At 45.1% G+C, this 16157-nt stretch carries 13 protein-coding genes; all 13 read right to left on the bottom strand.

The window, feature by feature from the left end:
- Positions 1–78 precede the first annotated feature (78 nt).
- The gene (gene miaA / locus DFR58_RS18635) at positions 79–1020 is read right to left on the bottom strand and encodes a tRNA (adenosine(37)-N6)-dimethylallyltransferase MiaA (RefSeq protein ID WP_114299555.1); all 942 of its coding nucleotides are present in this window, start codon (positions 1018–1020) and stop codon (positions 79–81) included.
- Between the two features lie 39 nt (positions 1021–1059).
- A complete protein-coding gene (gene mutL / locus DFR58_RS18630) occupies positions 1060–2991 on the bottom strand; it encodes a DNA mismatch repair endonuclease MutL (RefSeq protein WP_242987724.1) in 1932 nt (643 codons plus the stop codon).
- 49 nt (positions 2992–3040) lie between these two features.
- Entirely contained in the window at positions 3041–5680 is a 2640-nt protein-coding gene (gene mutS / locus DFR58_RS18625; protein ID WP_114299551.1) for a DNA mismatch repair protein MutS, read from the bottom strand.
- 31 nt (positions 5681–5711) lie between these two features.
- Entirely contained in the window at positions 5712–6113 is a 402-nt protein-coding gene (locus DFR58_RS18620) for a YlbF/YmcA family competence regulator (protein WP_114299549.1), read from the bottom strand.
- Between the two features lie 68 nt (positions 6114–6181).
- Entirely contained in the window at positions 6182–7594 is a 1413-nt protein-coding gene (miaB, locus tag DFR58_RS18615) for a tRNA (N6-isopentenyl adenosine(37)-C2)-methylthiotransferase MiaB (protein ID WP_114299547.1), read from the bottom strand.
- 363 nt (positions 7595–7957) lie between these two features.
- Positions 7958–8347, bottom strand: a complete 390-nt coding sequence (locus DFR58_RS18610; protein ID WP_114299545.1) for a putative toxin-antitoxin system toxin component, PIN family — start codon at positions 8345–8347, stop codon at positions 7958–7960.
- Entirely contained in the window at positions 8344–8631 is a 288-nt protein-coding gene (locus DFR58_RS18605) for a type II toxin-antitoxin system Phd/YefM family antitoxin (protein WP_114299543.1), read from the bottom strand. Before DFR58_RS18605 ends, DFR58_RS18610 begins: the two co-directional genes overlap by 4 nt.
- Positions 8632–8820: 189 nt before the next feature.
- Positions 8821–9414, bottom strand: a complete 594-nt coding sequence (locus tag DFR58_RS18600; RefSeq protein WP_114299541.1) for a hypothetical protein — start codon at positions 9412–9414, stop codon at positions 8821–8823.
- Between the two features lie 155 nt (positions 9415–9569).
- Positions 9570–10421, bottom strand: a complete 852-nt coding sequence (locus tag DFR58_RS18595; RefSeq protein ID WP_114299539.1) for an orotate phosphoribosyltransferase — start codon at positions 10419–10421, stop codon at positions 9570–9572.
- A gap of 31 nt (positions 10422–10452) precedes the next feature.
- Entirely contained in the window at positions 10453–11163 is a 711-nt protein-coding gene (locus DFR58_RS18590) for a histidine phosphatase family protein (RefSeq protein ID WP_479722752.1), read from the bottom strand.
- A 3-nt stretch (positions 11164–11166) separates the two neighbouring features.
- Entirely contained in the window at positions 11167–12081 is a 915-nt protein-coding gene (locus tag DFR58_RS18585) for a dihydroorotate dehydrogenase (RefSeq protein WP_114299537.1), read from the bottom strand.
- Between the two features lie 36 nt (positions 12082–12117).
- Positions 12118–12900, bottom strand: a complete 783-nt coding sequence (locus DFR58_RS18580) for a dihydroorotate dehydrogenase electron transfer subunit (protein WP_114299535.1) — start codon at positions 12898–12900, stop codon at positions 12118–12120.
- 23 nt (positions 12901–12923) lie between these two features.
- Positions 12924–16139, bottom strand: a complete 3216-nt coding sequence (carB, locus tag DFR58_RS18575) for a carbamoyl-phosphate synthase large subunit (RefSeq protein WP_114299533.1) — start codon at positions 16137–16139, stop codon at positions 12924–12926.
- Positions 16140–16157: the final 18 nt, after the last annotated feature.

The following is a 16157-nucleotide window of genomic DNA, read 5'->3' as shown; positions in this document are numbered from 1 at the left end:
AAAAATCCTCCTCTATCTCGTCTTTTATCTATAAGTAAAGTCAGCCCTTATAAAACTAATCGGAACCTCACTCATATTCTACAAGAAAATCCCATATGACGCAATATGATATTTTATATTTTTTACTATTTCACATATGCTTTTATGTCTACCCACCTCTACCCAATGCACATTTTCCAGCCTTTTAAACCATGTCATCTGTCTCTTTGCATAATTTCTGGTGCCCTTTTTTATTGCATAAACAGCCTCCTCAAAGGAAATTTCCCCTTTAATATGTGATAATATTTCCTTGTACCCTATGGCCTGCATTGCTATTGTGCTTTTATCATACCCCATATTAATAAGCCCTTTTACCTCTTCTACAATCCCCTTTTCGATCATTATGTCAACTCTTTTGTCAATCCTCTCATAAAGCTCCTGTCTATCGAGCATGAGTCCTATTATAATAAACCTATACTCGGGAGGTATGCTCCTTGACATATCCTTGTGCTGAGAAATAGTCTTTTTAGTATGCTGGTATACCTCAATGGCTCGTATAACCCTTTTTACATTATTGGGATGAATTTCTTTGGCCGCCTCGGGATCAATTTTTTTCAGCCTTTCGTGCAAAAAAATGTTTCCTTTAGTCTCAGCTTCCCGGCTTAACCTTTCTCGCAGCTCCCAATCGGTGACTGTCTCAGAGAAATTCAGGTTATATGCCAGCGAGTTTATGTAAAGCCCCGTGCCTCCCGCAACAACAGGCGTTTTGCCCTTTTTAAGCACTTCACTTATGTACTTGAGCGCAAGCTCCTTATATGAGGCGACGCTGAACGGCTCATTGGGAAATATTTCGTCTATCAGGTAATGCTTTATCCCCCCCATTTCCTCTGCGGACGGCTTTGCAGTGCCTATGTCCATATGCTTGTATATTTGCATTGAGTCTGCGGAAATAACCTCTCCGTCTATATCCTTTGCCAGCTCAACAGCAAGCCCTGTCTTTCCGGATGCCGTCGGCCCCGCAATGATTATTACACATTCCACCCCTATACCCCCAAAATCTATAGATAGTGATTATAGAGCTCATACAATTCTTTTAAACATTTTTTCAAGCTCATGCTTCGTAAGCTTTACAATTGTGGGCCTGCCATGCGGGCAGGTGTAAGGATTATCAAGCTTGGCCAAATCCTCCAAAAGGCTCCTTATTTCCGCACTGTCCAGCCTCTTATTGGCCTTGACAGCGGCCTTGCAGGCTATGGTGTACAAAGCCTCCTCGGCTGCCGCGCCGTAAGAATTTTTATCAAGGCCAGAGCCTGCCGAGCTTATAATTTTATCCAAAACCTCTATGAAGGCCTCTTTTGCAGAAATACCGATATCGCCGTAGGGTATAGACCTTAGCATAATTGTATTATTGCCAAAGCTTTCATAAATAAAACCCAAGCTCTCAAGAAATTCTGCCGTCTCCTCAAGGAATTTTATTTCCTGATTTGTGAGCTCTATAACAACAGGAGATATGAGCTGCTGGCAAATAGCGTCACGATTAATATATTTCCTTCTTAAGCCCTCATACATTATTCTTTCATGAGCGGCATGCTGATCGAGAATAATCAGCTCATTATACAGCTCAAGAATTATATATGTATTAAATGCCTGTCCTATAATTACGGCATCCCTGGCAAGCCTTGCGGCATCCGTTTCAAGCCTTTCGGCGTCATTCTCTTCAGCCTCATCATAAGCCTCGGCTATGCCGCAAAATTCACCGGAAGCTTTGGATTCATACTGAACATCTTGATATTGCGGCTCCTCCCTTTGAGGCTCCTCTTCCCCTACTTGGGGAATGTATTTATCCTTATTGCTTTCAGAAGTAATTTCCGGCATAGCGTGCTTTGTACTCTCTGCCTCAAAGCTTTTATACTTTTGAGGGGTATTATACGGCACCGCGTCAATTCTTTGCTGCACATATTTAAAGCCGGGGGCACTGCTGTTATCAATTGTGCCGGAATCCTTTACGTCATAGCCGACATGTGCCTCCTTTACGAGGGATTTTGCTGCAAGAGCATCACTTACTGCATGAAAAATACTCCTGAAAATTTCTTTTTCCTCTGAAAATCTTATTTCCATTTTAGCAGGGTGAACATTTACATCTACCAAAAGAGGATTAATTTTAATATTTATAGCCGCAAACGGAAACTTGTTTTTCATTAAAAAGGTTTTGTACGCCTCGTCTATCGCAGACGAAACCAATTTGCTTTTTATATACCTTCCGTTTATAAATATAGACTGGTAATTTCTCGTGGAGCGTGCAATCTCGGGTTTGCCGGCGTAGCCCTCAATTCTTACCCTTTCGTCCTCATAGTCAATTTTAAGCGTCTGCCTTGCAATATCCTTTCCGTAAATACTGAATATGGCGCTCAAAAGATCGTTATTTCCCGGAGTATGCAGCACGGTGGCGCCGTTGCTTATAAGCCTCATGGATATATGGGGTCTTGCAAGTGCAATACGGCTTACCATATCCGATATGTAGCCTGCCTCAGTGCTGTCCTTCTTTAAAAATTTGAATCTGGCAGGGGTATTGTAAAAGAGATCCCTCACGGTAAACACCGTTCCTACGGCACACCCTGTCTCTTTAATCTCCATGACAGATCCTCCCTGTATTTTTACGCAAATACCGTGGGGGTTTTTACGCACTCGCGTAATAAGCTCCACCGAAGAAACCGACGCTATGCTTGCAAGCGCTTCTCCCCTGAAGCCCAACGTCGCTATTGCCTCAAGGTCACCCGAGCTTCTGATCTTGCTTGTGGCATGGCGCTCAAAAGCAATCTCGGCATCATCCTCCTCAATGCCCGAGCCGTTATCCGACACCCTTATAAAGGTGATCCCTCCGTTTTTTATTTCTACCGAAACGGAGGAAGCCCCCGCATCTATAGAATTCTCAACAAGCTCCTTTACAACCGAGGCAGGCCTTTCAACAACCTCTCCCGCGGCTATTTTGTTTGCGGTGCCCTCATCCAGCACAACTATATTTCCCAGTTTACACCACCTCCTTTGCCCATTAGTGAATCACCTAGCTGTTTTTTATCTTCTGATGCAGCCCGTACAGCACATTTAAGGCTTCAACGGGAGTCAGCTCATGCACGCTTAACGCCTTCAGCTCACTTATTACTTCATCACAGCATTTTGACCTTGTGTTGAAGGAGAATAAGTCCATTTGCCCCTCTATGGCCTTTTTTGCCTTTCTCTGCTTTGCGCTCCTTTTACTTATATCGGCGTCCTCAAGCTCTCCTAAAATCTCCTTAGCCCTGTCTATTATGCGCTGAGGAACCCCCGCAAGCCTTGCAACCTGTATGCCGTAGCTTCCGTCGGCACCGCCCCGGATTATTTTCCTTAAAAATATTATGTCCTCTCCATTTTCCCTGACGGATATACAATAATTTTTTATACCCGTTATTTTGCCCTCAAGCTCGGTAAGTTCATGATAATGGGTTGCAAACAGAGTTCTGCAGCCCAGCCTCTCACGGTCACTTATAAATTCGATAACCGACCACGCTATACTAAGTCCGTCAAAGGTGCTGGTACCCCTCCCTATTTCGTCAAGTATGAGAAGGCTTTTGGGAGAAGCGTTTTTTAATATGTTTGCTACCTCAGACATCTCTACCATAAAGGTGCTTTGCCCTGCTGCGAGATCGTCGGAGGCTCCCACCCTCGTAAATATTCGGTCGGCAATTCCTATCTGCGCGCCTGACGCAGGCACGAAGCTCCCCATCTGAGCCATTAGAACAATTATGGCAACCTGTCTCATATAGGTTGATTTTCCCGCCATGTTAGGGCCTGTAATAACGGCAAGCCTGTTGTCACAGGTGTCGAGAAGCGTGTCGTTGGGCACAAAGGAGGACTGCTGGAATGCAGGGCTTTGAGCCATCATTTTTTCAACGACAGGATGCCTGCCGTCCTTTATATCTATTACTCCCTCCGCCGTCATTTCGGGCCTAAAATAGCCTTCCCTGTCCGCTACCTCCGCAAGAGAGCATATTACGTCTATTTCCGCAATTGCCCTTGCGGTATCCTTTATTCTGCCCACGTGAAGCGCAATAATATTTTTTATATCGGCAAACAATTGATATTCAAGAACAATAACCTTTTCCTCCGCCCCCAATATGCTTTCCTCAATTTCCTTCAACTCGGGGGTAATATACCTTTCACAGTTTGCCAGTGTCTGCTTTCTTATATAGCTTTCGGGAACAAGAGAAAAGTATGACTTCGTTACCTCTATATAAAATCCAAAAACCTTGTTAAACCCTACCTTAAGGTTTTTTATCCCCGTCCTGTCACGCTCGGAGGTCTCCAAGGCCGCAATCCAGTCCCTTCCCTCGGTGGTGGCCCTTCTTAGCCTGTCAACCTCCTCATTATATCCCTGCTTAATGAGTCCTCCGTCCTTAAGTGAAACGGGAGGCTCCTCAATTATTGCCCTCTCAATCAGATCAAATATATCCTCGAGAGTATCAAGCCGCTCGTAGCCGCGAAGGTTCAGTTCAGCTTTGCAGCCCTTTATAACCCCCTTGATATGGGGTATTTGTCCTATGGAGTTCTTAAGCGAAATCATATCTCTGCAATTTACATTTCCCAGAATAATTTTCCCCATAAGCCGCTCAATGTCATACACCCTTTTGAGCAGCTCGCGTATTTCCATACGCAGCATGAATTTGTCCTTCATTTCCTCAACCGCGTCAAGCCTGTCATTTATATCCCTTATGTTTATCAGCGGCTGTTCTATCCACTTTCTTATATTTCTGCCTCCCATTGAGGTCATGGTTCTGTCCAGCACCCACAGCAGGCTGCCCTTCCGTGACTTATCCCTCATTGTTTCGGTAAGCTCTAAATTCCTTCTGGTAGACGCATCAATGCTCATGTATTCCTCAACCGAATACATGCTTATAGACTGAATATGTCCCAGATTAACCTTCTGTGTCTGCTCAAGGTACTCTAAAAGTGCGCCCGACGCATTCAATGAAATATCAGGCTGCCGCACAGAGGCACAAAGGTCTTCAAATTTGCCGGTTATTTTTTTATACGCCGCCTCACCTTCAAAATAAATATCTTCAAAGGGGGTTATGTAAGAATTAAATCTTGAGACTATAGAGGCAACACAGGCAGCATCTCCCAAAAACTCGCTGTTTGCAATAATCTCCGAAGGGCAAAACCTTGCGATTTCATCAATTAGCTTTCCCGACGTATTTCCCCGGTCTATCCCGGCTGCCCTAAACTCGCCGGTAGATATGTCAACCGCTGCAATTCCGAAAAATGGCCCCCTCTTATATATTGACATAAGGTAGTTGTTTTTTTTATCGTCCAGCATTGACGCATCTATTACAGTTCCCGGCGTCACAACCCTTATGACGTCCCTTTTCACAATTCCCTTTGCGGCGGCGGGGTCCTCAACCTGCTCACATATTGCCACCTTAAAGCCTTTATTTATCAGCTTTGCTATGTACGACTCGGCAGAATGAAAGGGCACCCCGCACATCGGAGCCCTTTCATCCATGCCGCAGTCCCTTCCCGTAAGAGTAATTTCCAGTTCCTTAGAGGCCACCTCGGCATCCTTAAAAAACATTTCGTAGAAATCGCCAAGCCTGAAAAAAAGTATGCAATCCTTATACTGGTTTTTAATATCAAAATACTGCTGCATCATCGGTGTCAATACTGCCATATCCGCCAACCTCTTTCAGAAAATTTCAAGTTTAATTTTGCTGCGAAGAATGCTGCCCGCATCCCCCGCATGAGCCGCAGCCGCCTGTGGAGCATGGCTCCTCCCCTGTTATTGCATATATCATTACGCTGTTTATGGTGCTCATGAGCCTGTCAAACTCATTTTTCGCCTCAATGTAGTTTTTTGTAATCCCATAGCTGTTTATCTCTCTCTGTTTTTCCTCAAGCCTTTCATTTATGCCTTTCGCCGACGGCTTTACTCCGTCCTCCCTTAAGGCTCTTGCAGCCTCTGTCTGAAGGAGCTTATAGTCTCTCATAAGGGCTCTGGCTCTTTCATCCGTCTCCATGCTCTCTTCGGCCCTTGTCAATCTGCTCATCTGCTCGGAATCAGCAATCATAAGCCCAAGCTCTCTGGCCTTTTCAATAATATCCATCCTTTTCTCCTTCTGCTATAATTCAAATTCTACCATAAAACAATTTATAAGGCAAAGCACAGCGCTTGTCACCTTATAACCTTCCCTTCAAGAGACCATGTATGAACCTCTTCTATTTTTACCGTAACAACACTTCCCTCCATCTCACTGCTTCCCTTAAAATTAACCACCTTGTTTGTTCCCGTTCTGCCTGTAAAGGCGGCATCACTGCTTTTACTGAGGCCCTCTACCAGTACCTCCGTCTCGGTACCCATATAGCTTAGGTTAATTTCCCTGCTTATGCGGTTTTGAACCTCAACAAGCCTTTCAAACCGTAGCTTCTTGACCTCCTCCGGAATCTGCACCGCATTTTTGGCTGCCGGAGTGCCTGTCCTTTTTGAATAAAGAAAGGTGTACGCAGAATCAAACCTCACCCTCTCAAGTATGTCCAGAGTTTCATTAAAATCCTCTTCCGTTTCTCCGGGAAACCCGACAATTATATCCGTCGTAAAGGCTATTTCGGGGATGGCGCTCCTGACCTTTTCCACAAGACCGAGATAATGCTCCTTAGAATATTTCCTGTTCATCTCGTTTAATATCCTCGTGCTGCCCGACTGCACCGGGAGATGAAGGTGAGGGCATACCTTGTCACAATCCCTTATTGCATAAATAAGCTCATCTGTCAAATCCTTGGGGTGAGAGGTCATAAACCTGATTCTTTCTATCCCGGGAACCCCGTTAACCTCGCTTAAAAGCTTTGCAAAGCTTAAATGCTGCCCCGCATCCTTTCCAAAGGAGTTGACATTCTGCCCCAACAGAGTTACCTCCTTGCAGCCATGTTGTCCTAACATGCTTACCTCATTAACTATATCTGAAATACTTCTGCTTCTCTCTCTCCCTCTTACATAAGGCACAATGCAATAGGAGCAGTAATTGTTACATCCGTACATAACCGTTACAAAAGCCTTTACGCCCTGCTTTCTCTGTATAGGCATACCCTCTGCAACAGCCCCTGTCGTCTCCCATATGTCTATTATGCGGTCATGTGAATTGAGCGAGCCGTACAAAAGCTCGGGGAATTTATACAGGTTATGGGTTCCAAAAATGATATCTACATGTCTGTATTTTCTCTTTATATGCTCTACAACCTCTTTTTGCTGCATCATGCACCCGCACACCGCTATGGTTATTTCAGGCCTTTCCTCCTTAAGCCTTTTTAACGCTCCTAAGTGCCCGTACACCTTGAGCTCGGCATTTTCCCTTACGCAGCAGGTGTTATATATTATTACGTCGCTGTCCTTCTGACTTTCAGTCTCAGTATACCCCATGTCGGAAAGCATTCCCGCAAGCCTTTCTGAGTCATTCTCATTCATCTGGCAGCCAAAGGTTGTCACCGAATACTTCTTCAATCTTCCGAGGTTAAGCTCCTTAATACTGTTGATAAATTCCTTTTGCTTTAATATTTCCTCCTGCGGCACACATACTGTTTGTCTTTCGCTCATATTTTAAGACCCTCTCCGGCGTTTATAATTGCGCTATAAAAAAATGTCCACTAAAAACTATTATTATATACTTTAAGCTTTTGCATATCGGATAACGGAGGATGTAAAATAATATCCTCCAGAATAATTTCTACTCTAACTACAGAAGCATGTATACCTGTAGAAGACGCTTGTGACTTTAGTTAGCCTAAATTATAGCGCGGTCACGTATTCCGGGGAAATTATCCTTCCGGAAATTATTTTACATCCTTTTTAGATAGTTTGCATCCTATATATGTAGCGATAAAGATTTTACATGGAGGATATAACTTGATGTAAGCAATTATATCCTCCATGTTTGTAAAATCTTTATTGCATCTTAATTTATATAACAACGCTTAAAAACTTCTGTGGTGTAATTACTATAGGATCACTTGGAAAATGCTTTTCATTTCCTGTCACCACATATGCTTTGGCAGTTTTGGCAACCTCATAAAACATCTTGTCATCCTCGTCCTCAAATGCGTCCAATATGGGTATGGGAACAACCGAAATTCCCGAATGGAGAATAAAATCAATCAACTGCCTGACCAGCTTCTTTTCAAAGCCAAATTTAGGCCGCACAAGCACCTCCTGATATTCCGCTATTATGCGGCTGTCATAACACATTATAACATTTCCGTTTAATACGCAGTCAATCACCTTGGCCGGACTTCCAGACGGTGACAGAAGTGCGGAAACAAGTATGTTGGTATCTATTGCCGCCTTAATCATTTGCGTTTCTCCTTACGCACTTGGGATATTTCGGCATCTATTTCCTCCGAAGTAATTTCCGCTTTTCCGCTCCTTATTGAAGCAAGACGCAGCTTGTTCACCGCTCTCATAGCCACAGACTGGCGCACACTCGCCAGCATGTCTTCAAAGCTTTCATCGTCTATCTCAATCATTAATGCACTTGGTTTACCATTATTAGTTATAATCACCTCATGAACTTCAGAAAGCTTCTCCCAAACTTCACGCGGGTGTGTCCGTAAATCTCTCACCGTATAAAATTTCATATCATCACCTCGGTTACTTAATGGCTTTATTATATCATATTGTCACTCAAACGTCTACATTTTATACCGCCTTTACTTTGTCAACAGGTAGCACGCACAAAAAAACGATCATCGCAACAGCCCGTTGCAATGATCATTTTTTGCCTTTAATAAAACCGAAAATGCAGAGTCAGATGCTGTTAAAAACCACTAGCCGGTATAGGTAACAGTACCCTCATAAACGAAAGCCCACTTCCATATATATACATCAGAGGTGCCCTGTATCAGCGTCTTGCTTTCAAGGTAATATCTTGTATAACTCAGCGTGCCGCTGTATGTGCCGTCGTTGTAATTTATCGTTTGGGGCCTGACTGCAAGAATTGAACTCAAGAAGGTGGCAGCCTCTCCGTCACGGCCTCCATATGCCATGTGTTGAAGCTCTGTGACAGTTTTTGTATCGGGAAGCTCCGCCGTAACCTCTCCTGTATAAACAAAAGCCCAGCTCCATATGTATATATTGCTTGTACCCTGTATCAGCGTTTTGCTTGAGACGTAATATCTGGAATAATTAAGTGTACCGCTGTATACCCCGTCATTATAGTTCCTCGTCTTCGATATATTGGGAAATATTTGGTTGATGAACTGGTCAGCCTGCACATCAGTCCCGGCGTATTGAACATATGTATTTTCAGTCACCGTTTTAGTATCGGTAACGGCAAACGCACCGATACTGCTAAAAGTTATTATCATAACTAAGGTTAGAAGCATACATGCTTTTTTTAAAAGGCTTTTTTTGAACAGCATTTTTTATCCCCCTTTGTTTTTTAATAAGAAACACATCAAGCCCTGCATTTTCCTTGATATAAATACATTCCCAGCATATAAGTCTACATGTCTATTATAGCATTAACCAAATAACATTGTATTATTTCCCAGAATACAAATTAATGCCGCCGGTGCTATTTCCTCTTTTGCATATACAGCATTGCCCTCTCACGGGTTTTTGAATCAGAATTTAATGCGTTTTCCAGAAACTCGGGGTGCTGCCGGAAAAACTCGTCTACAAACCCTGCCGGATCCGCGATGTATTCTATAATCATATTATACTGCTCGATGTTTATAAGACCCATAGCTATAACCTTTTCAAAAAGCGGGCGGTCTATACCCACCATTGCAAAGGATTTCACCCCATGCCCGGAAAGCACAGCCTCTCCCCCCTGCTTTCTGTCTACTACCACAACACTCCACTTCATCTCTCCCCCTGCATTTGAGATGGCTGGAATCCATGCTCTTTCATAGCTTGAGGCTTCTGTTATAAGATCGGCTATATGAAGCACCTTTTTTCCGCTTAAGCCGCAGGCTTTTTTGCTTTCTCCCCCGCGGCATATTACCGATGTCAAATCCTTATATATTGTTATATGAGGCTTCTCAAGCAGCTCTGCAATGATGAGCGAAAAAAACCAGTCCCTTCTTTCGCCTCCCGATATATAGTCAACCTCGTTTAAGTCTATATTTTCTTTAATAAATCTGCACATTTCATCTATAAGGCCCTTATAAACAGCATCTGAGGCATAATTCCCCAAGGTGGCCTCCAGCACCTTAGACGGGCAGGAATATACTTCGCCCTTGCTTGCGTCAATCAGTGAAAGGAGAACATTTGCCTTTTCTTCGCTTCCGTATAAAAAATGAGTGTTTATGTAATAAGGCCCTATAGTCCCCGAGGTATACCAAAAGGGCCTGTTTTCCGGGCATACCCTCACAGCGTTGGTTTCAAACAGCCACGCCGCAAGCCTTTCATTTGCATTGCTCATAATTTCCCTCCTTAAAAAGCGTCTTGAATGACTATAAAGAACCCTTATCCTTATTAAAGCTCTCCATATACTTCTTCCACCACTCCTGATTCTCAAGCGTACTGAGCTCCTTATCAAGGTGTGAGATATCACCCTCCAAGACTATACTGAATTTGCCGTCTTGATAATCTATTACCGTAACAGAGGTGTTGTCAAACCAAGGGATGTTAACCATTTCCTCAAGGCTGCAGCTCCTGAAGGAGCACAGCATTGCCTTTATCGCAGTACCATGTGTTACGATGCATATGTTTTTTCCTTCGTTGTTTTTTACTATATACTCAACCTCCGAAAGCAGCCTTTCCTGAAAAGCCTCCATGCTTTCCCCATTTGGCATGGTATGAATATGAGGCTTGTTTTCCCATGTGTCATATTCCTTGGGCCATGTTCCGGGAAGCTCCTCCCATCTTTCGCCCTCCCAATCCCCTCCGTTTATTTCCTTAAGCTTATCGGTCTTTATTATGGGAAGCCCCTTCGCCTTTGCAATGTATTGGCATGTGCTAAGTGTCCTCTTTAAGCTGCTGCAATATATAACATCTATGGGAACGTCCCTCAGCCTCTCCGCCACCCTCTCGGACTGGCGATGGCCTTTTTCCGTGATGTCTCCGTCGGTCCAGCCGTGAAAGCGCCTTGATGCATTCCCCTCCGCCTCCGCATGGCGTACAAAAAAAAGTCTCGTTTTGATAATATCCCCTCCTCCGCACAAAAATTAAATATTCATCTCCAGATTACCTATTATGTCTTCGACACTCTTATAATTATACCTTTCCAGATACTCCTCTATTCCCCGGCTCACATCCTCGCACACCGACGGGTTGACAAAATTCGCCGTACCCACCATGACGGCAGATGCCCCCGAAAGGAGGAATTCAACTGCGTCCTCTCCGCTGCTTATGCCGCCCATGCCTATAACGGGAATACCGACCGCCTGTGAAACCTCGTACGTCATTCTCACGGCGATAGGCTTTACTGCGGGGCCGGACAGTCCTCCCATGTTATTTGCCAGTATGGGACGCTTCTTGTGTATGTCAACCGCCATCCCCAAAAGGGTGTTTATGAGCGAAACGGCATCCGCTCCGCCCTCCTCTGCGGCAAGAGCAATGTCTCTCACATCGGTTACATTGGGAGAAAGCTTTACAATAAGAGGCTTTTTGCAGCACTCCCTTACCTTCCTCGTTAAAATGCTTGTGCCTCCCTTGCTTGTGCCGAACACAAGGCACCCCTCCTTAACGTTGGGGCAGGATATATTCATTTCTATCGCGTCTACATCGGTGCCGCTCAGTATTTCCGCCATTTCGCAGTAATCCTCAATGGTGCTTCCCGCAATGTTGGCTATAACGGCAATGTCAAACTGCTTTAGAAAGGGAAGCTCCTCCTTTATAAAGAACTCAACTCCGGGGTTCTGAAGCCCTACGCTGTTTAAAATCCCCGCAGGCGTTTCGGCAATCCTCGGAGGCTTATTCCCCTGCCTCGGCTTTAACGTCAAGCCCTTTACCGAAATACCCCCCAGCTTATTCAAATCCATAAAACTGAAATATTCCCGTCCGAAGCCAAAGGTACCCGAAGCGGCTATAACAGGATTTTTAAGCTTTATGCCGGCTATTTCCACGCTAAGATTTGCCATAGCTTCCTCCTCTTTAAAGGTTTTATTAATTGACTGTTAATCCAGTATAACGTCACTGCTCCAAAAGACCGGCCCGTCCTTGCAAACATGGCTATATTGCCATTCATCCCCATGCTTTGTTTTGCAGGCGCATACAAGGCACGCCCCTATTCCGCACCCCATTCTCTGCTCTAAGGAAACCTGACATTTTACCCGGTATTTATCCGCTTCCCTTATTGTCTCCTTCAGCATCGGAAGCGGCCCGCAGGTGTATATTATATCAACCGGCTGCCCGGAAAGCTCCCCATCCAGAAGGCCGGTAATAACCCCTTTATGTCCTAAGCTTCCGTCATCGGTAGATATCAAAAGCCTGTCTGCCGCACTCTTAAACTCATCCTCAAGAACTATATGCTCCTTGCTCCTGAAGCCTAAAAATGCCGTTTTTTCCGCGTGCTTCACGCTCTTTAAAAGGTACAGCAGGGGGAATATGCCTATGCCCCCGCCCACAACGGCAATCCTTTTATATTCGGGCGACAGGTCAAAGGATGTTCCCAGCGGCGCAATTATGTCAAGCAAGTCGCCTGGACGGCTTCGCGAAAGATACTCCGTCCCCAGTCCCTTTACCTGAAATACTATGTCAAAGGTGCCTCTGCTTTGATCTATATCGCAAATGCTTACGGGACGCCTTAAGAGGGCATTTATCCCCTCACTGCATTTAATGTTCACAAACTGCCCCGGAAGTGCGTTCTCCGCCACATATTTACTCTTTAACGTCATTTTAAAAATGCCGGGAGCCAACCTGTCAATGCTTTCTATTTCCTCCTTTAAAGCCTTAGCCATTGTCCCCTCCAAATTTTATTATTTTATATATCAAATACGCTTAAATTTACAATGTCCAGATCCCCCGGCTCCTTGCCAAGCTTGAGACATTCAATTACCGCATTTGCAGTATCCAGTGACGTAAGGCAGGGAATGGACATCTCCACCGCCTTTCTCCTTATTTTAAATCCGTCCCGCTCGGGCTTTCTGCCCTTAGTGGGGGTATTTATAACCAAGCTTATTTTGCCTGAGTCAATGAGGTCAATAATGTTGGGAGAGCCGTCATCAATCTTCTTTACAGCATTTGTCGCTATTCCCTGAGTGTTGAGCATTTTTGCCGTTTTGCCGGTTGCCCACAGCTCAAAGCCCAGCTTTTCAAACTTTTCCGCTATTTCAATAAGCTCCGGCTTATCGGTGTCTCTGACGGTCATTAGAATTCCCCCGCCTTTTTGGGGCAGCTTTATTCCCGAACCTGTTATTCCCTTGTACAGAGCCTCCGCCACAGTTTTTGCTATGCCGAGCACCTCTCCCGTAGACTTCATTTCAGGCCCTAAGCTGGTGTCAACATCATGCAGCTTTTCAAAGGAAAACACAGGAACCTTCACAGCCACGTAATCGGCCTCTTTGTATAAGCCTGTGCCGTATTTAAAGTCACTCAGCTTTTTACCCATCATAAGCTTGGTGGCAATATTCACCATGGGTATTCCCGTAACCTTGCTTATATACGGGACGGTACGGCTTGAGCGCGGATTTACCTCTATAACATAAACCTCGTCGTTGGACAGCACGTACTGTATGTTGACCAGACCTACCACATGAAGTGCCTTTGCAAGCCTTTCTGTATAGTCAACTATAACCCTCTTTATTTTATCCTCTATAGTCTGAGTGGGGTATACCGAAATACTGTCTCCCGAGTGTACGCCCGCTCTTTCAAGATGCTCCATAATTCCCGGTATAAGTATGTTTTCACCGTCGCATATGGCGTCTACCTCTATTTCCTTTCCCACCATATACTTGTCAATCAGTATGGGATGCTCCTGCTTGACACGGTTTATTATTTCCATAAACTCAGCAACGTCATTATCATTGTATGCAATTTCCATTCCCTGACCTCCAAGAACATAGGAGGGTCTTACAAGCACGGGATACCCCAGCTCGCCGGCAGCGTCCAGCGCCTCCGGAAGGGTAAACACCGTCCTTCCTCTGGGCCTCGGTATGTCAAGCTGCTGAAGTATTTCGTCAAATTTCTCCCTGTCCTCCGCCGCGTCCACATACTTAGGCTCGGTTCCGAATATTTTTACTCCCATCTCGCTTAACGCCTTGGTGAGCTTAATAGCAGTCTGGCCTCCGAACTGTACAATTGCTCCCGCAGGCTTTTCGGTTTCCACTATGTTTTCAACATCCTCAGCGGTTAAAGGCTCAAAATACAGCCTGTCGGAGGTATCGAAATCAGTGCTCACCGTTTCGGGATTATTGTTTGCAATTATTGTCTCGTAGCCAGCCTCCTTAAGAGCCCAGACCGAATGCACCGAGCAGTAGTCGAATTCTATCCCCTGCCCTATTCTTATAGGCCCCGAGCCTATAACCAGCACCTTTTTGCGATCCGACTCCTTAACCTCACAGAAGCTGTCATAGGTTGAATAATAGTAGGGTGTAACAGCCTCAAACTCCGCCGCACAGGTATCTACCATCTTATATACGGCATTTATGCCAAAGTCCTTCCTTCTCATGCGGATATCTCTTTTGTCGCACCCTATAAAGCCGGCAATAACGGCATCGGTAAACCCAAGCTTCTTTGCCTTTCTTAAAATTTCAGGCGTCACATTTTCCAGTGTGAGGGCCTTCAGCTTTTCCTCCATAAGCACAAGCTCCTTTAGCTTGCAAAGGAAAAAGTCATCTATCTTGGTTATTTCATGTATTTCTTCAATTGATACGCTCCTTCTTATGGCTTCCGCTATTACAAAAATCCTTTCGTCATTAACGTCGTTAAGCCTTCGGAATATCTCATCCCCGTCCAGCTTGCTGTATAAATCCTGCTGGAGCGTGAACAGCCCCAGCTCAAGAGAGCGTATTGCCTTCATAAGAGCCGCTTCAAAGGAGCTGCTTATTGCCATTACCTCACCCGTGGCCTTCATCTGCGTCCCCAGAGTCCTTTTAGCCTTTACAAACTTATCGAAGGGCCACTTGGGTATCTTAACCACAACATAGTCCAGAGTGGGCTCAAAGCAGGCGTATGTTTTGCCTGTGACGGCGTTCCTTATTTCATCCAAGCCATAGCCTATCGCTATTTTTGTGGCAACCTTGGCTATTGGATAGCCGGTAGCCTTCGATGCCAGAGCGGATGAACGGCTTACCCTTGGGTTTACCTCTATAACGGCATACTCAAAGCTTGTGGGATGCAGTGCAAACTGCACATTGCAGCCCCCCTCTATTCCAAGCGCCGATATTATTTTAAGAGAAGCAGAGCGCAGCATTTGGTATTCTTTGTCGGCAAGCGTCTGGGAGGGAGCCACAACAATGCTGTCCCCCGTATGCACACCCACAGGGTCAACATTTTCCATATTGCACACCGTGATTACGTTTCCCTTGCTGTCCCTCATGACCTCATATTCTATTTCCTTCCACCCTGATATACACTTCTCAATCAATACCTGCGTAACCCTGCTGAGACGCAAGCCGTTTGTGCCTATTTCGTGAAGCTCGTCCTTGGTATAAACTATTCCCCCTCCCGAGCCGCCAAGCGTATACGCGGGGCGCACTATTACGGGGTAGCCTATTTCATCCGCAAAGTCCAGAGCATCTTCTATCGTGTTGACAACCTTGCTTGCAATGCAAGGCTCACCTATTCGCTCCATAGTGTCCTTAAAGTCCTGCCTGTCCTCCGCCATTTTTATTGCCTCGGTAGCGGTTCCAAGCAGCTTGACACCCTGCTCCTTTAAAAATCCCGATTCGGAAAGCTCCATTGCCAGATTAAGCCCCGTCTGCCCCCCAAGCGTCGGCAGAATGCTGTCGGGCTTCTCTTGGGCGATTATCTTCTTTACCACCTCGGCCTTAAGAGGCTCTATATATACCTTATCCGCTATATTAGTATCGGTCATAATGGTTGCAGGGTTGCTGTTTACCAGTACCACCTCGATATTTTCTTCCTTTAAAGCCTGACAGGCTTGTGTTCCCGCATAGTCAAATTCGGCAGCCTGACCTATTATAATAGGCCCTGAGCCTATAACCAGTACCTTTTTTACATCCTTGCGCTTTGGCATTTTAATCCATCCCCCATT

This window comes from Anaerobacterium chartisolvens, from assembly GCF_003337415.1.
GTDB lineage: Bacteria > Bacillota > Clostridia > Acetivibrionales > DSM-27016 > Anaerobacterium > Anaerobacterium chartisolvens.
The sequence above is the reverse complement of the archived record's forward strand: the minus strand, read 5'-3'. Positions and strand labels throughout refer to the sequence as shown.